Genomic DNA, 17,274 nt, shown 5'->3' on the forward strand with positions numbered 1-17,274 from the left:
GGCAGATGGCGGACGCCTGCCGGGTGGACCGGGGATTCGATAGGTCAAAAGTACTCGCATGGGCGCGAGTGTGGGAGCCCCCGGTGAAACGACCGTGTCAGGCATGTGAAACACAGATGACAGCCACCTGCCGGCGGCGAATGCTCAGCGGTGCGCGACAAGTTCGAAGACGTCGCGCTCGCTTTCGGCGCCCGAGGCCACGACGAGCCGCCGCTCCATCTTCACGTAGCGTTTGACTTCCGGGGCGTACCAGATCACATAGTGCATGCGCACCGGCTCGACCTGCATGGAGCCCGCGCCACCGCTGGGCTGCCGGTTGCTCGATACCTCGACCTTGTAGGCATGGAAACGCCCCGCCGGCACCGTGACGGACTCCTGTCCCAGCACGCGGGCTTCGGAGTACCACTGACCCCACTGCCCGTCGGCACTCGGGGTGGCAAAGCCCCGCTGCGTGCCCAGCGTCGCGAGATCGTTGAATGCCCCCAGGTAGGGGCTGAATTCCAGGCCCAGCACGCTCCAGTTGACGAAGCCCGCTGCGCGGGCAGGCAGGTTGCGCACTTCGCCCGGCATGCCGCTGGCCGGGTCGGCCCGCAGGCTGTCGGTGACCTGACCTCCGGCAACGGCCTGCACACCCATCACGACCGTGCGCTTCGGACTCGTGGGCCACTTGCCGCGGGTGGCGTAGGTCCAGGTCTCGCCCGTTCGGGGCCAACTTGCATCGGCTGCGGGCGCGGGTGGCGGTTCTCGGGCGGCGACGGGCGCGGGGGTCGCCATGGCCACGGCGGCAGGCCCTGCTTCACGCGGGGGCGCGGGTGCCGCCGCTGCGCGGGCCGGTGCCGTGGCGGTCGCGGATGGGCGCGTCGCTGCCGCCGGGCGCGCGGGAACCGGGGCAATCTCCGGCGCCGGCGCGGCGGCCACGGCCACAGGTGGTGACGGCGCAGGGACGGCAACGGTGGCAGCGGCAGGCGTGGCTGGCTGCCTGGAGACGCTGGCGCTCAGCACCGGGCGATCCGTGGCGTCGGCCTCTTTCTGCGGCGTGCGGTCGGGCGAGCGCCACCAGAGGCTGGCCATGCCCACCGCCAGCAGCAAGACGGCCAGCGCCCACGGCCATCGACGCTGGGGCGTTTCATCGCTGCCCGGCACGGGAGCCGGGCGAGTGCCTGCAGCCGCCGTCAGCAGGCTTTCCATCGCGCGAATCAGTTCGGCGGTGGAGGATTCCCATTGCTTGTGGCTGATCTCGATGGCCTGACGGCGCGCCAGCGGGCGGATGTCCTCGGGCAAGTCTTCAGCGCGTGGCATGAGCGCGCCGCCCACCAGCACGGGCACCACGCGGATGTCGCGCTTGAGCGCGGTGACCGTTTCCAGCCGGATGAAGTCGTTCGGATCGTCGAGCCGACGGCGGCCGGCTGCGTCGCTGGTGCTGAGCCACTCGTCCCCGATGACCACGATCAGCACGCGGCAGGAGCCCACAGCCTTTTCGATGGCCGTGACGAAGTCGGTACCGGGTTCGATGCCCTCGACATCCATGAACACGCGTCCGGCGCCGAAATGAGCGGCCAAGCGGTCGTACAGGCGCCCGGCGTAGCCTGCCGAGTCGTCGCGCCGGTAGCTGATGAAAATGCCATCCATGCCGCCTGGACCCCTTGCAGCCACCGCAGGGTGGCCGGGTCATTCTAGGCGCAGGAATCGACGCGCACCATAGACGAAGTGGGTACGCTGATGGGCGCTCAGGCCGGCTTGGCGGCGCCGCCCCGCAGGCGCGAAATCAGGTTCACCACCAGCACCACCAGGGCGCCAGCCACCAGGCCCGCCAACGCCCCGGCAAGGCTGGAGACCACCGGGCCGATCCAGCCGAGCGTGGCGGCGAACGCCTCGATGGCGTGGCCCACGGCGGGAATGCCATGCACCAGGATGCCGCCGCCCACCAGGAACATGGCGGCCGTGCCCAGCACCGACAGCGTCTTCATGAGCCAGGGCGCTGCGGCCAGGATGCCGCGACCCAGGGCACGTTTCCAGGCGGCGGTCTGCTGGTTGAAGTAGAGCCCCAGGTCATCGAGCTTCACGATGCCTGCCACCAGGCCGTAGACGCCCACCGTCATGATCAGCGAGATCCCCACCAGCACGGCCACGCGCTGGCCCATGCTCACGGCCGCCACCGTGCCCAGCGTGATGACGATGATTTCAGCGGACAGGATGAAATCGGTGCGCACCGCGCCCTTGATCTTCTCCTTCTCGAAGGCCACGATATCGACGTTCTCATCGGCCACCGCCTCCACCAGTTCCTGGTGGTGCGCTTCCTTCTCGGCCTTCTTCGGGCCGAACGCGTGCCAGAGTTTTTCTGCGCCCTCATAGCAGAGGAACAGCCCCCCGAGCATGAGCAGCGGCGTGATGGCCCAGGGTGCGAAGGCGCTGATGACCAGCGCCGCGGGCACCAGAATGGCCTTGTTGAGCGCGGACCCCTTGGCCACGGCCCAGACCACGGGCAGTTCGCGATCGGCTCGCACGCCCGTGACCTGCTGGGCGTTCAGGGCGAGGTCGTCGCCGAGCACGCCGGCGGTTTTCTTGGCCGCGAGCTTGGTCATGACCGCGACATCATCGGCGGCGGTGATGCCTTGTCGCGCGGCGACCTTGGTCATCACGGCCACGTCATCGAGCAGGGTGGCGATGTCGTCGATCAGGGTGAGCAGACTGGTTCCGGCCATGGGATGGTCCTGGTGGGGTGGAGGTCAGCGCGCAGGCCAGACCAGGGGAAAGAGCGGATCGTCCAGCGGAGCGCCTTGCACGAGGCGTTGGGCAAGACCGGCAAAAGGGGGCGAGGTGCGCCAGGGGCGCGGGGCATGACGCACATCGTCTCCGACGTACCGGGCGGAGAAGACGCGCCGTCGGCGGTCGGGACCCACACCGCTGGAGGCGTGCAGACTGAGCATGTGGAAGGCGACGCAGTCGCCCGGCTCCAGCGCCCACGCCAGTTGGCGGAACTGCTCAGGCCGGGCGTCGATCGCGGGCAGCTCGGCCAGCGCGCCCTCGGGGAACCACTTCGCCTGCTGGTCGCGGAAGGTGCGCGGCATGTACCAGGTGCCCGCGTGCGAGCCAGCCACAAAACGCAAGGTGCTCGCCAGCGGCACCGGATCGACCGGGATCCAGAAGCTCACGTTCTGGCGCCCGCTCACGTTGTAGTAGGGCTGGTCCTGGTGCCACGGGGTGGGCTGGCGGGTGCCGGGCTCCTTGACCAGCAGATGGTCGTGGTAGAGCCGTGCTTCACGGCTCTGCATGAGTTGCGCGGCGATGTGGGGCAGCGCCGAACCTTGCAGGACATCCTGGTAGGCCGGATTGTCCTGCCAGGTGCAGAAGTCTTCGACGAAACGGCCTGGGTCGTCGGGCTCGCTGGCCACGAGGGCGAGCGGGCTCAGGTGGGCCAGGTTGTGTTCGATGCCCTCTTCCAGCCGGGACAGGTCGCGCGCATCCAGCACGCCGCGCAGCACGACCGCGCCGTCGCGCAGGTACGCTGCCACCAGCTCCGCCTCCAGTGCGTGACGGCGTGCCACCTCAGCCCACCCACTTGCGCGCGTTGTGCCAGAGCCGCATCCAGCCACTGTGGGCCGACGGGTCCTGGTCGGTCCAGCTCATCTGGATGTTGCGGAAGACGCGCTCGGGATGCGGCATCAGCGCCGTGAAGCGGCCGTCCGCCGTGGTGACGGCGGTGAGTCCGCCCGGGCTGCCGTTCGGGTTGAACGGATAGGCCTCGGTGGCCGAGCCGTGGTGATCCACGAACCGCATGGCGGCGATGGCCCGGGCCGCGTCGCCACGGTGATGGAAGTTGGCGTAGCCCTCGCCGTGCGCCACGGCAATCGGCATGCGGGTGCCCGACATGCCCTGGAAAAAGAGGCTGGGGGACTCCAGCACTTCGACCAGCGACAGGCGCGCCTCGAAACGCTCGCTCTGGTTGGTGGTGAAGCGCGGCCAGGCCTCGGCGCCGGGGATGATGTCGGCCAGTTCGGCGAACATCTGGCAGCCATTGCACACACCCAGACCGAACGTGTCCTGACGGCCAAAGAAGGCCTGGAACTGGTCGGACAGGCCGGCATTGAACGTGATGCTGCGCGCCCAGCCAATGCCCGCGCCCAGCGTGTCCCCGTAGCTGAATCCGCCGCAGGCGACCACGCCCTTGAAGTCGGCCAGCTTCGCGCGCCCGGTCTGCAGGTCGGTCATGTGCACGTCGAACGCCTCGAAGCCCGCCTGTGTGAAGGCGTAGGCCATCTCCACGTGCGAGTTCACGCCCTGCTCGCGCAGGATGGCGACCCGTGGTCGGGAGAGTAGGACCCCCGTTCGCCCTGAGCTTGTCGAAGGGCTCCTGAGGTCTCGGCTGGCGAGGGCTTCGACAGGCTCGGCCCGAACGGTCTCGGCGTCGGTCGGGGCATAGGTGAGATGGGAATGCAGTCCTGGATCGTCGGGACGCCCCGCCGCCGCATGCTCGGCATCGGCGCAGGCCGGGTTGTCGCGCTGCTGGTTGATCTTCCAGCTCACGCTGTCCCACACCTGGTGCAGGTCGAACAGGCTGGCCGAGAACACGGCCCTGGCGTCGCGCCAGACCTGCAGCTCGCCCTTGCCGGCGTCGATCGTCGATGACGCCGGGCGGGTCTTGCCGACGAAGTGGCTGTGTTGGCTCAACCCGTGTTCGCGCAGGGTCTGCATCACCGCGTTGCGGTCTTCGGTGCGCACCTGCAACACCACGCCCAGCTCCTCGCTGAAGAGGGCCTTGAGTGTGAGTTCCTCGCGGCGTGCGCTGACCTGGCTGGCCCAGTTCTTCGCGTCGCCGGTCTCCATGCGGCTGTCCTGGATGCCGTCACCTTCCGTGACCAGCAAGTCCACGTTGAGCGCCACGCCCACATGCCCTGCGAATGCCATTTCGGCCGCGGCCGCCAGCAGCCCGCCGTCGCTGCGGTCGTGGTAGGCCAGGATCTGGCCCCGGGCTCGCAGCGCATTGACCGCGTCGACCAGACGGACGATGTCCTGGGGATCGTCCAGGTCGGGCGAGTCGCCGCCGCCCTGCCCCAGCACTTGCGCCAGCACGCTCCCGCCCATGCGGTGGCGGCCCCTGCCAAGGTCGACCAGCACCAGCGTGGTGTCTTCCAGGGTGCTGTCGAGTTGTGGGGTGAGGGTGCCACGCACATCGGCCAGCGTGGCGAAGGCGCTCACGATCAGGCTCACCGGCGATGTCACCTTCCTCGTCTCACCGCCCTCCTTCCACTGCGTGCGCATCGACAGGCTGTCCTTGCCCACGGGGATGGAAATGCCCAGCGCCGGGCAGAGCTCCATGCCGACAGCCTTCACCGTCTCATAAAGTGCAGCATCTTCGCCAGGCTCGCCGCACGCAGCCATCCAGTTGGCCGAGAGCTTCACGCGCGGGAGCTCGATGGGTGCGGCCAGCAGGTTGGTGATGGCCTCGGCCACCGCCATGCGGCCCGAAGCGGCGGCGTCCAGCGCGGCCAGCGGCGTGCGCTCGCCCATGCTCATGGCCTCGCCTGCAAAGCCCTTGAAGTCGGCCAGCGTGACCGCACAGTCGGCCACCGGCACCTGCCAGGGACCGACCATCTGGTCGCGGTGCGAGAGACCTCCCACGGTTCGGTCTCCGATGGTGACGAGGAATCGCTTGGAAGCCACAGTCGGGTGGCTGAGCACGTCGATCACGGCCTTCTGCAGATCCACGCCGGTGAGATCCAGGGGTGCCGGTTGGCGTGCGACGGCCTTGACGTCGCGGTGCATCTTGGGCGGCTTGCCCAGCAGCACGTTCATCGGCATGTCGACGGCCATCTCCGTTCGGACTGCGCTTGTCGAAGCCCCTGCCGGGGTGCTGGCCAGCACCAGCTGGCGCTCCTCGGTGGCCACTCCGATCACCGCGAACGGGCAACGTTCGCGTTCGCAGAAGGCGGTGAAGAGATCCAGCGATTCGGGTGCGATCGCCAGCACGTACCGCTCCTGGCTTTCGTTGCACCAGATTTCCTTGGGTGCCAGGCCGCTTTCCTCCAGCGGCACGGCACGCAGATCAAAGCGCGCACCACGCCCGGCATCGTTGGTCAGCTCGGGGAAGGCATTCGAGAGCCCGCCCGCGCCGACATCGTGGATGGCCAGGATGGGGTTGGCCTCGCCCTGCTGCCAGCAGTGGTTGATGACCTCCTGCGCACGGCGCTCGATTTCGGGATTGCCGCGCTGCACGGAGTCGAAGTCGAGCGAGGCGGCGTTGGTGCCGGTTGCCATGGAACTGGCCGCGCTGCCGCCCATGCCGATCTTCATGCCCGGGCCACCGAGCTGGATCAGCAGCGAGCCGGCGGGAAATTCGATCTTCCTGGTCTGCCCCGCGTCGATCACGCCCACGCCGCCGGCGATCATGATGGGCTTGTGGTAGCCGCGCTGCACGCCGTCCACCGAGAGTTCGTATTCGCGGAAATAGCCCAGCAGGTTGGGCCGCCCGAACTCATTGTTGAAGGCCGCGCCGCCCAGGGGCCCCTCGGTCATGATCTGCAGCGGACTGGCGATGTGCTCGGGTTTGCCGCCCGGCTGGTCGGAGAGACCGCCCCAGAGCTTGCCCACGGTGAAGCCCGTCAGGCCCGCCTTGGGCTTGGAGCCGCGCCCGGTGGCGCCCTCGTCGCGAATCTCGCCGCCCGCGCCGGTGGAAGCACCCGGAAACGGGGAGATCGCGGTCGGGTGGTTGTGCGTTTCCACCTTCATCAGCACATGGTGGGTCGCGGTCTCTGCAGCGTAGGCCGGCGAGACATCGCCCGTCGCCCGCGCCACGAAGCGTTCGACCACGCTGCCTTCCATGATGGATGCGTTGTCCGAATACGCCACCACCGTGTGCTGCGGCGCCTGCTGGTGGGTGTGGCGAATCATGCCGAAGAGGCTCTTGTCCTGAGCCACGCCGTCAATGGTGAACTGCGCGTTGAAGATCTTGTGGCGGCAGTGCTCGCTGTTGGCCTGCGCGAACATCATCAGTTCGACGTCGGTCGGGTTGCGCTTCAAGCCGTTGAAAGCGTTCACGAGGTAATCGATCTCGTCATCGGCCAGGGCCAGGCCCCAGTCGGCGTTGGCGCGCTCCAGCGCCGATCGCCCGCCGCCGAGCACGTCCACCTGCTCCATGGGCGCGGGGTGCAGCTCGGTGAACAGTGCTTGCGCCTGCGTCCGGTCGAGCGAGACGTTTTCCGTCATGCGGTCGTGCAGCAGGTCGGCCACGGCCCGCAACTGGTCTGGCGACAGATGGGCCTTGCCCAGCAGGCCCGATTTGAGGCCGACGCGGAACTCCACCAGGCGCTCCACCCGGTGCAGCGCCAGGCCGCAGTTGTGCGCAATGTCGGTGGCCTTGGAAGCCCAGGGCGAGACCGTGCCCAGGCGGGGCATGACCAACAGGGCTGGAGCGCCGGCCTTTTCCAGGGCCAGATGCGCTTCGGTGCAGGGCTCACCGTAGGTGAGCAACTCGCCCAGGCGCTGCACGGTGGCGGCATCGGGTTCGCCCTGGAAGGCGGCGATGTGCACGAAGCGGGCCGAGAGGCTGGTGATCTTGTCGGAAATGCCCGCGAGTCGGGGCAGGATTTGCTGGACTTTGAAGCCGCTGATGGCGGCGCCGCCGTCGAAGGTGCGCAGGTGCAGGGACACGTTGGGAGCCTGAGGTGCGTTGACCCGGTGGGGCCGGGTGGAAAACCGGGGATTTTACCCGCGCGCCCCCATGGCCTTGCCCGCTGGAGGTGCCGTCAGGGCGGGCCTGATGGGATAATCGCGCCCCATGAGCATCACCTACAAAGACGAGGCCGGCATCGCGGGCATGCGCACCGCCTGCCGGCTGGCCTCCGAAGTGCTGGACTACCTCACACCGCTGATCCAGCCGGGTGTGACGACCCTCGAAATCGACCGCCTGGCGGCCGAGTACATGAAACAGCAGGGCACGGTTTCGGCCACGATCGGCTACCAGCCGCAGGGCTACCCCCCGTACCCTGGCCACCTGTGCACCTCCATCAACCACGTGGTGTGCCACGGCATCCCCAACGAGAAGCCGCTCAAGAAGGGCGACATCCTCAACGTGGACGTGACCGTGATCAAGGACGGCTGGTTTGGCGACAACAGCCGCATGTTCCTCATCGGTGGCGAGGCCGCCTGCTCGGTGCAGGCTCGACGCCTGAGCAAGGTGACCTTCGAAGCCATGTGGAAGGGCATCGTCATGGTCCGCCCTGGCATCCGCCTGGGCGACATCGGACACGCCATCCAGACCTTCGCCGAAGGCAACGGATTTTCGGTGGTGCGTGAGTTCTGCGGGCACGGCATCGGCCAGCGCTTCCATGAAGATCCGCAAGTGCTGCACTACGGTCGGCCGGGCACGCTTGAGGAACTCAAGCCGGGCATGACCTTCACCATCGAACCCATGATCAACGCCGGCAAGCGCGACATCAAGGAAATGGGCGACGGCTGGACCATCGTGACCCGCGACCGCTCGCTTTCGGCGCAGTGGGAACACACGGTGCTGGTGACCGAGACGGGCTACGAGGTTCTCACCCTGTCCGCCGGCAGCCCTGCCGTGCCGGAATTCGTGACCCCTCCGGCTGTGGCCGTCGCCTGATTCCATGACCGCGGCCGCACCGCCCTCCATCATGGGCGACCTGGGCACGCTGCGCCTGGAATACCGCAGCAACAAGGCCGCGCTGCTGGCCCGGCTCGGTTTGCAGGGGTCCTCCACCCGGGGCGTGCGCAAGGCGCTGCAGGAACTCTCCCGTTTGACGGACCAGACCTTGCGCGAACTCTGGTCCCTCGCGGGCTTTGGTCCTGGCTTCTCTTTGGTCGCCGTCGGCGGCTACGGGCGCGGAGAACTGTTTCCGTTTTCCGATGTGGACGTGCTGGTGTTGCTGCCCGATGGCAGCCAGCCCGATGCGGACGCGGCGCTGAAGTCTCGCCTGGAGGCTTTCATCGGTGGCTGCTGGGACCTGGGGCTGGAGATCGGTTCCAGCGTGCGCACCATCGGCGACTGCGTGTACGAGGCGTCCAAGGACGTGACGGTTCAGACCTCGCTGCTCGAATGCCGGCTGATCGCGGGCAGCAAGAACGCGTTCGCCCGACTCGTGAGCGACCTGGGCGAGGCCATGGATCCCAAGGCCTTCTTCGTCGCCAAGACGCTGGAAATGCGCCAGCGCCACACCAAGTTCGAGAACACGCCCTATTCGCTCGAACCCAACTGCAAGGAGTCCCCGGGGGGCCTGCGCGACCTGCAGATCATCCTGTGGGTGTCCAAGGCCGCCGGTTTGGGGCGCAGCTGGGACGAACTCGCGCGCAAGGGCCTGGCCACACCGCTGGAAGCGCGCCAGATCAAGGCCAACGAGGCGCTGCTCAGCCTGATCCGTGCGCGGCTCCACCTCCTGGCCAACCGGCGCGAGGACCGCCTGGTGTTCGACCTGCAGACCGCGGTGGCGGAATCGTTTGGCTTCAAGGCGCAAGTGCCGGCCGTGATCACCCCGGGTGAGCCCGGCATGCCCCACGTGGCTCCCACGGCACGGGGCACTCGCCGCGCCAGCGAAGCGCTGATGAAGCGCTACTACTGGGCGGCCAAGGCCGTGACGCAGCTCAACCAGATCCTGTTGCTCAACATCCAGGAACGGCTGCGCAGCGACGTCGCGGGCGTGGACCGCCTGCGCCCGCTCAACGAGCGCTTCTTCGACAAGGCGGGCACGCTCGAAGTGGCGAGCGACAACCTCTATGTCCAGCAACCACACGCCATCCTGGAGACTTTCCACCTCTACCAGACCACGGTGGGTATCAAGGGCCTCTCCGCGCGCACGCTGCGCGCGCTGTACAACGCCCGCCCCGTGATGAATGCGCGCTTTCGCGCCGATCCGGTCAACCGCGCGCTGTTCCTGAAGATCCTGCAGGAACCCGAGGGCATCACGCACGCCATCCGGCTGATGAACCAGACCTCCGTGCTCGGGCGCTACCTCTGGGTGTTCCGCCACATCGTCGGCCAGATGCAGCACGACCTGTTCCACGTGTACACGGTGGACCAGCACATCCTGATGGTGCTGCGCAACGTGCGCCGATTCTTCATCGCCGAGCATTCGCACGAGTACCCGTTCTGCTCGCAGCTGGCCGCCGGTTGGGACAAGCCCTGGATCTTCTACATCGCGGCCATCTTCCACGACATCGCCAAGGGCCGCGGTGGCGACCATTCCGAACTGGGCGCGCACGATGTGCGCGTCTTCTGCCGCCAGCACGGCATCGCCCGCGAAGATTGCAAGCTGATCGAGTTCCTGGTCGCGGAGCATCTGACCATGAGCCGCATGGCGCAAAAGGAAGACCTCAGCGATCCGGACGTGATCGCGGCCTTTGCACGGCGCGTGGGCAACGAGCGCTACCTCACCGCCCTGTACCTGCTGACGGTGGCCGACATCCGCGGCACCAGCCCGAAGGTGTGGAACGCCTGGAAGGGCAAGCTGCTGGAGGACCTGTACCGGTACACCCTGCGCGCGCTCGGCGGCCGTGCGCCCGATCCGGGCGCCGTCATCGAGGGCCGCAAGCGGGAAGCTCTGTCGATGCTGGCCCTGCACGCCCTGCCCCACCAGGCCCACAAGGCGTTGTGGGACACGCTGGACGTGAGCTACTTCATGCGCCACCAGGCCGACGAGATCGCCTGGCACACGCGCGTGCTCACGCGACAGATTGCACAGAGCGCCGCCCACCTGGCGAAGAATCCCTTGCCCGCGCCTGTCGAAGGAGCCCCCCCGGCCATCGACAAGTGCATCGTCCGCGCACGCCTCTCGCCCGAGGGTGAGGGCCTGCAGGTGCTGGTGTACGCGCCCGACCAGCACGACCTGTTCGCCCGCATCTGCGGCTACTTCGACAGCTCGCACTTCAGCATCCTGGACGCGCGCGTACACACCACGCGCGACGGCCATGCGCTGGACACATTCCAGGTGGTGGCACCGTCGCTGTCGGAGCATTACCGCGAACTGATTGCGATGGTGGAAAACAACCTGGCTCACACCATCGACGAACGTGGGCCGCTGCCTACGCCCACGAAGGGCCGTCTCTCTCGCCGCGTCAAGAGTTTTCCGGTAACGCCCCGTGTGGACTTGCGGCCCGACGAAAAAGCCCAGCGCTGGCTGTTGTCGGTGTCGGCGAGCGACCGCGCAGGCCTGCTCTATGGCATCACGCGGGTACTGGCCCGCAACGACATCAGTGTGCAGCTGGCGAAGATCACGACCCTTGGGGAGCGTGTGGAAGACACGTTTCTCATCAGCGGCGCGCAGTTGCAGATGAACAAGCGTCAGATCGAGATCGAGACGGAGTTGCTGGAGACGCTGGAGGGTTGAGTGAGTGGTTGGCTGGCCGATGAGGCTGGCTGGGCGACTCCGCGAATGTCCCCCGAGTCGGCTTCGCCGCCTCTCCTCCTTTATTTCGCTGCGTCGCCCAGCCAGCCTCATCGGCCCGCAGACGTCAGTGCGCTCGATGCAAGCCAACCCGCCAGCAGGATCAGGAGGGCGATGTCCTCCTGATCTCGCCAACACCTATGCGCGAACGGTTTCGACGGGCTGAGGAGATTCAGGTTTGCGCCGGAACAAGCCGGAAAACCAGTTCCCCACATCGTCCACCAGCGTGAACACCGCCGGAATCACCAGCAGGCTCAGGAACGTTGAAGTGATCAATCCACCGATCACCGCGACCGCCATGGGTGAGCGGAAACTGCTGTCTGCCGCACCCCAGCCAATCGCGATCGGCAACATGCCTGCGCCCATCGCGATGGTGGTCATCACGATCGGACGCGCTCGCTTGTGGCAGGCGTCCAGGATCGCGTCCAGCCGGTTCATGCCGTGCTCGCGCCGTGCCTCGATGGCGTATTCCACCAGCAGGATCGAGTTCTTCGTGGCCACGCCCATCAGCATGATCAGACCGATCAGCGAGGGCATGGAGAAACTCTTGTTGGTCAGCAACAGCGCCACGAAGGCGCCACCCAGCGACAACGGCAACGCCGCGAGGATCGTGAACGGATGCAGGAACGCCTTGAACAGCAGCACCAGCACGATGTAGATGCACAGCACGCCCGTGAGCATGGCCAGGCCGAAACTGGCGAACAGCTCGCCCTGCACCTCGGCGTCTCCGATCTCGATCACGTTCACACCCGCCGGCAGGTTGCGCAGGCTCGGCAGCTTTTCTACCGCCATCTTCATGTCACCGAGCGCGATGCCCGCCAGTTCGACTTCGAAGTTGATGTTGCGCGAGCGGTCGTAGCGGTCAATCACCGCCGGGCCACCACCAAAGCTCAGTGTGGCCACCTGGCCCAGCATCACGGGCCCCTTGCTGCCCGGCACCGGCAGGCGCGAGAGCAGGTCCAGGTCCTGGCGGGCACCGATGTCGAGCTTGACCACGATGGGAATCTGCCGCTCCGGCAGGTTCATCTTGGGCAAGGCGTTGTCGTAGTCGCCCACCGTGGCAATGCGAAGCGTCTCGGCGATGGCGCTGCTGGTCACGCCCATCTCGGCCGCACGCGCAAGATCGGGTGTGACGCTGATCTCGGTGCGCACCAGCGCAGCGGTCGACTGGATGCTGCCCACGCCCTGGATGGTGCGCAGGTCGCGCTCGATGGCGGTGGCCGCCGTCTGCATGGCGGCTGCGTCGTTGCCCGTGAGCGTGAGGACGTATTTTTCGCCCGACCCGCCCAGGCCGACCTTGCTGCGCACCCCAGGCAGGTTGGACATGGCATCGCGCAGCTGGTTTTCGATCACCTGCTTGCGCGGGCGCGTGCCCCGCGCGTCGAGCTGAATGGTCAACGCAGCCTTGCGAGACTCTGCCGTGCCCTGTGGCGCGAACGGGTCGGTGCCGGCGGAACCTGAGCCAATGGTGGTGTAGACCGATTTCACATGCGGCACCGCCGCCACCAGGAGGCGCGCGCGCTCCGCGGTTCGAATGGTCTGCTGCAGCGTGGCACCCGGCGGCAGTTCCAGGTACACCTGGGTCTGGGAGTTGTCGTCGGGCGGAATGAAGCCCTGCGGCAACAGCGGGATCAGCATGATGGAACCGACAAAGAACGCGCCAGCGCCCAGCATGGTGATCCAGCGGTGGCGAATGCACCAGGCAGCCCACCCCTGGTAGGTGTTGAGCCAGGCCGGTTCGTCCTGGTTGGTCATCCATTTCCAGATCGCACCGGTCACGCGGTTGCTGCGCGCCCAGCGGGGCATGTCCTTGGCCATCACCACGGGCTTGAGCAGGTAGGCCGCCATCATGGGCGTGAGCGCCCGCGCCACCACCAGCGAAGCGAACACCGCGAAGGACGCCGTCCAGCCGAACTGCTTGAAGAACTTGCCCGGAATGCCCGACATGAAAGCCGTCGGCAGGAACACCGCAATCAGCGTGAAAGTGGTGGCGATCACCGCCAGGCCAATCTCGTCGGCCGCCTCCATGGACGCCTGGTAGGGCGTCTTGCCCATGCGCATGTGGCGCACGATGTTCTCCACCTCCACGATGGCGTCGTCCACCAGGATGCCGATCACCAGCGACATGGCCAGCAACGTCACCACGTTGATGGTGAAGCCCATGTAGTACATGCCGATGAACGCGGGAATGGCTGAGAGCGGCAGCGCCACCGCAGAGACCACGGTGGCGCGGAAGTCGCGCAGGAACAGCCACACCACCAGCACGGCAAGGATGGCGCCTTCGTAGAGCAGCTTCATGGAGCCGTCGAACTCCTCGGCCACCGGTGTCACGAAGTCAAAGGACTCGGTGATGGTGAGGTCGGGTCGCTGTTCCTGCAGCGTCTTGAGCTTGGCCCGCACGCCGTTGCCCACCTCGATCTCGCTGGCGCCCCGGCTGCGCGCCACTTCGAAACCGACCACCGGCTTGCCATCAAGAAAGGCTGCTGCGGTGGGCTCGGCCACGGTGTCCTTGACCTCGGCAATCTGGTCAAGCCTGACGCTTCTGCCATCCGTGAGAGAGAGTTCGAGGCGAGCCAGTTCTTCGGCCGAGCGCAGCGACGACAGCGTGCGCATGGGCTGCTGGCTCCCGCCCAGGTCTGCGCGGCCGCCCGCGCTTTCGATCTGAACCCTGGCGAGCTGGCGCGAGATGTCGGTGGCGCTGGCCCCCAGCGCCTGCAGTTTCAGCGGATCCAGCAGCACCTGCACTTCCCGGTCCACTCCGCCCACGCGGTTCACCGCGCCCACGCCGGGCACCGAAAGCAGCAACTTGGCCACGTCGTTTTCCACGAACCAGGAAGCCGCTTCGGCGTCCATCTTGTCGGAGGCCACGGTGTAGGCCAGCACCGCACCGCCCGCCAGTTCAACCTTGCTGACGATGGGATCGCGCAGGTCGGAAGGCAGGTCGCCGCGCACCTTGGCCACCGCAGAGCGGACATCGTCCAGCGCTTCCTGGGTGTTCTTCTCGATGCGGAACTCGGCCGTGATCGACACAGTGCCGTCCTCCACCTTGGTGTAGATGTGCTTGAGACCTTGCAGCGAAGCCAGGCTGTTCTCGATGATGCGGGCGACGTCGTTCTCGAGCTGGTTGGGCGAGGCGCCCGGCAGGGTGGCCAGGACGGTGATGTTGGGCACGTCCAGGTCGGGGAAGTTCTGCACCTTCATCTGCTTGAAGGAGAACAGGCCCGCCAGCGTGAGCATGACGAACAGCATCGCCGCCGGGATGGGGTTGCGGATCGACCAGGCGGAGACGTTCATGCTGCTGGCCTCACTGCACAACCTTGACCAGGTCGGCTTCGTTCAGGAAGCCCGCGCCTTGCACCGCCACCGACTCCTCTGCCTTCAGCCCTTCGAGAATCTCCACGCGTTCGCCCACGCGCCGACCGGTCTGCACCTTGCGCTGGCTGGCCTTGCTCTGGTCGTCGATCACGAACACGTAGTTGCTGCCGTCGCGCACCACCACCGACTCGCTGGCCACGGTGAGTGCCTCGCTCTGGCCCAGATCGAAACGCCCCTTGGCAAAGGTGCCGGACTTGAGGTCGTTGTGCTTCGGCAGGTCCACGAACACCAGAATGTTGCGCGTCTGCGGGTTCGCGCTGGGCGCGATGGCCCTCACCTGTCCGCTGATCTCCAGGCCCGTGGCCGCCGTGACCTGCGCCTTCTGGCCCACGCGGATGCGCCCGACCTCGCTGGGCGTGACCTCGGCACGCCATTCCATGCGACCCTGGCGCACCAGGCGGAACAATTCCTGACCCGGCGCCACGACCGAGCCCACCGTGGCCGCGCGGGCCGAGATGATGCCGTCGTCCGGTGCCAGCACCTTGGTGTTGCCCAGGCGCACTTCATTGGCTTCGAGCCCGGCCTTGGCGGCTTCCCACTGCGCGCGCGCCACCTTTTCCTGCGTGAGGTACTGGGCCACCTGCGAGCGCGACAGCGCGCCGGTGTCCTGAATGGACCGCGCGCGGTCGGCGTCGGCCTTGGCGTTCTCATAGCTGGCCTCGGCCTGCATCACGCTTGCCTTGCTCTGAAGGCTGTCGGCCCGGGTGGTTTCGCTGGCGAACACCGCCAGCACCTGGCCCTTGCGCACCACATCGCCCACGTTCACATTCACCGTGGCCAGGCGCAAGCCGTTCACCTCGGCGCCGACACTGGCTTCCTGCCACGCACTGATGTCGCCATTGGCCTGCAGGCTGATGGGCAAGCTGGCACGCGTGGGCTTCTGCACGGTCACGGTCAGTGAGGGCCTGGGCCCGGTGGCTCCGGCTTCGGCGGGTGGGGTGGCGTCGGCAGGATTTTTCAGGAACACCCAGAACACCACGACCAACACCAGCGCCAGGCCCAGGCCCAGCCAGATCCAGCGCGTGCGCCGGCGCGTTTGTGGAAGGGTCGCGTTCATGTGGGGCTCTTCACGATGTTGGGAGGGTTCACGGGGTCGAAGCCGCCACCCAGGGCGACATAGAGGCGGATCCAGGCGTTGATGCGTTCCTGCTGCAGCGCCACGGCGCTGCTGTCGGCGGCCAGCTTGAGACGGCGCGCCTCTTCCAGCTCGTTGAGGCTGGCGAGTCCGACGCGGTAGCGCGCTTCCGTGGCCTGGAACGACTGACCATAACCGGCGACGGCGATGTCGGTGGAGGCCAGTCGCTCGCGCAAGCTCGAGATCAGCACCAGCGACTGCTCCACCTCGGCCACGGCCTGGCGCAGGGTGCTTGCGTAGCCCAGTGCGGCGGCTTCGTAGCGGGCCTGGGCGCTGTCGGTGTTGGCGCGCAAGGCGTCGCGGCCGAGCAGCGGCAGGCTCAGGGTGATGGGACCGATGGACCAGGTGTTGAACGTGGCCTGGGTCCCTGCACCTGAAATGCGGTTGCGCAGGAGGCTGCCCGAGAGCGACAGGCCGGGATACAGGGCGGCCTGCGCGACGCCCACGTCTTCGCTCGCGGCCACCAGTTCGCGTTGCGCCTGGTACACATCGGGCCGCTGTCGCAGCACCTCCGCCGGCACGGCGCTCACCGACAGCATGCGGTCCAGGCGCTCCGACGCCAGCAGGCCAGGCAGCCCTGGGGCGCTGGCCAGTTGCCGGCGGAGTTCGGGTTCGGGAACGCCCGTGAGCGCCACCAGCGACTTGACCTGCCGCTCGCAGAGCTCGGCTTGCGCGCGCTCGCGCGCCACGCCTTCGGCACCGCTGGCACGCGCCAGCGCGGCCACGGCAGGTGCGGTCAACCCTGCGCGCTCCGACACGGCGTTGTTCTCCGCCGATACGGCGCGAGAGTCCCGGTCGCGCGTGGCCACCCCGAGCTGCTCGCGGCACAGGCGCTGGGCGAAATACAGCTCGGCGAGTTCGGCCGCCACCAGCACGCGGGCATCGTGCCATGCAGCGCCCGCCGCATCCTGCCGTGCCGCGGCACCGCTGCGGCGCGCCTCGGTCTGGCCCCACAGGCCAACGGCCCACGACGCCTGCAGACCTGCGCTGAGTTGCGTGCCCAGAGGAATGGTGGGATCGGTGATACCGCGGCTGGCATTGGCCACCAGGGACGCCTGCGGCCCGGTTTCAGCTTCCACACCCAGGCGCGCGGCGCGCGCTGCAAACACCTGCGCCCGCGCCTGCGCCACGGTCGGGCTCTGGGCCTGTGCGCGGGCGATCCAGTCGGCCAGCACCGGGTCGTCGAACCGGCTCCACCAGGCGTCCAGTTGCTGGACGCTGCCCTGGTGTGCCAGGGGCGGTGCGTACCAGGACGGGGGCAGCGGAACGGCCGGGTCGGCCGGGGGCTTGGTGAGGCTGCAGGCGCTGAGGATGGCAGCGCCCGCAAGCACGACAAGCTTGCGCTTCATGAAAGGTGATTCCCTGTTG

The 17,274-nt window shown here is 67.5% G+C and carries 9 protein-coding genes; 2 read left to right on the plus strand and 7 right to left on the minus strand.

What is annotated here, in order from left to right; genetic code table 11:
* Positions 1-144: 144 nt before the first annotated feature.
* The 4 genes from ACTIEY_RS10360 to purL all read right to left on the minus strand — a co-directional run bounded on the left by ACTIEY_RS10360 (position 145) and on the right by purL (position 7,647).
* A complete protein-coding gene (locus tag ACTIEY_RS10360) occupies positions 145-1,629 on the minus strand; it encodes a toll/interleukin-1 receptor domain-containing protein (protein ID WP_439519022.1) in 1,485 nt (494 codons plus the stop codon).
* Between the two features lie 98 nt (positions 1,630-1,727).
* Positions 1,728-2,702: a DUF808 domain-containing protein gene (locus ACTIEY_RS10365; protein ID WP_439519023.1), complete on the minus strand. Its 975-nt coding sequence runs from the start codon at positions 2,700-2,702 to the stop codon at positions 1,728-1,730.
* 24 nt (positions 2,703-2,726) lie between these two features.
* The gene (locus tag ACTIEY_RS10370; protein ID WP_439519024.1) at positions 2,727-3,545 is read right to left on the minus strand and encodes a phytanoyl-CoA dioxygenase family protein; all 819 of its coding nucleotides are present in this window, start codon (positions 3,543-3,545) and stop codon (positions 2,727-2,729) included.
* A gap of 1 nt (position 3,546) precedes the next feature.
* A complete protein-coding gene (gene purL / locus ACTIEY_RS10375) occupies positions 3,547-7,647 on the minus strand; it encodes a phosphoribosylformylglycinamidine synthase (RefSeq protein ID WP_439519025.1) in 4,101 nt (1,366 codons plus the stop codon).
* Positions 7,648-7,774: 127 nt separating this feature from the next.
* Here purL and map point away from each other — a divergent pair, with 127 nt between their 5' ends.
* Positions 7,775-8,602 (plus strand): type I methionyl aminopeptidase, encoded by an 828-nt coding sequence (map, locus tag ACTIEY_RS10380; RefSeq protein ID WP_439519026.1) that lies wholly within the window; start codon positions 7,775-7,777, stop codon positions 8,600-8,602.
* Positions 8,603-8,606: 4 nt separating this feature from the next.
* On the plus strand, positions 8,607-11,339 hold the full coding sequence (locus tag ACTIEY_RS10385; protein WP_439519027.1) for a [protein-PII] uridylyltransferase: 2,733 nt from the start codon (positions 8,607-8,609) through the stop codon (positions 11,337-11,339).
* A 195-nt stretch (positions 11,340-11,534) separates the two neighbouring features.
* Here the strand turns inward: ACTIEY_RS10385 and ACTIEY_RS10390 are convergent, their stop codons facing one another.
* The 3 genes from ACTIEY_RS10390 to ACTIEY_RS10400 are packed head-to-tail and all read right to left on the minus strand — an operon-like array spanning position 11,535 to position 17,255.
* Complete coding sequence (locus ACTIEY_RS10390) at positions 11,535-14,690, minus strand: efflux RND transporter permease subunit (RefSeq protein ID WP_439519028.1); 3,156 nt, start codon at positions 14,688-14,690, stop codon at positions 11,535-11,537.
* A gap of 10 nt (positions 14,691-14,700) precedes the next feature.
* Positions 14,701-15,828 carry an efflux RND transporter periplasmic adaptor subunit gene (locus tag ACTIEY_RS10395; RefSeq protein WP_439519029.1) on the minus strand — a complete coding sequence of 376 codons (1,128 nt, stop codon included), beginning with the start codon at positions 15,826-15,828 and terminating at the stop codon, positions 14,701-14,703.
* Positions 15,825-17,255: an efflux transporter outer membrane subunit gene (locus ACTIEY_RS10400; RefSeq protein ID WP_439519030.1), complete on the minus strand. Its 1,431-nt coding sequence runs from the start codon at positions 17,253-17,255 to the stop codon at positions 15,825-15,827. Before ACTIEY_RS10400 ends, ACTIEY_RS10395 begins: the two co-directional genes overlap by 4 nt.
* Positions 17,256-17,274: the final 19 nt, after the last annotated feature.

The organism is Hydrogenophaga sp. (genome assembly GCF_051858985.1).
Taxonomy (GTDB): Bacteria; Pseudomonadota; Gammaproteobacteria; order Burkholderiales; family Burkholderiaceae_C; genus Hydrogenophaga.

What these genes read in the sequence shown, in the direction of transcription:
- ACTIEY_RS10360 (WP_439519022.1), bottom strand. Translation starts at nt 1,629, where the DNA reads ATGGATGGCATTTTCATCAGCTACCGGCGCGACGACTCGGCAGGCTAC.
- ACTIEY_RS10365 (WP_439519023.1), bottom strand. Translation starts at nt 2,702, where the DNA reads ATGGCCGGAACCAGTCTGCTCACCCTGATCGACGACATCGCCACCCTG.
- map (WP_439519026.1), top strand. Translation starts at nt 7,775, where the DNA reads ATGAGCATCACCTACAAAGACGAGGCCGGCATCGCGGGCATGCGCACC.
- ACTIEY_RS10385 (WP_439519027.1), top strand. Translation starts at nt 8,607, where the DNA reads ATGACCGCGGCCGCACCGCCCTCCATCATGGGCGACCTGGGCACGCTG.
- ACTIEY_RS10390 (WP_439519028.1), bottom strand. Translation starts at nt 14,690, where the DNA reads ATGAACGTCTCCGCCTGGTCGATCCGCAACCCCATCCCGGCGGCGATG.
- ACTIEY_RS10395 (WP_439519029.1), bottom strand. Translation starts at nt 15,828, where the DNA reads ATGAACGCGACCCTTCCACAAACGCGCCGGCGCACGCGCTGGATCTGG.
- ACTIEY_RS10400 (WP_439519030.1), bottom strand. Translation starts at nt 17,255, where the DNA reads ATGAAGCGCAAGCTTGTCGTGCTTGCGGGCGCTGCCATCCTCAGCGCC.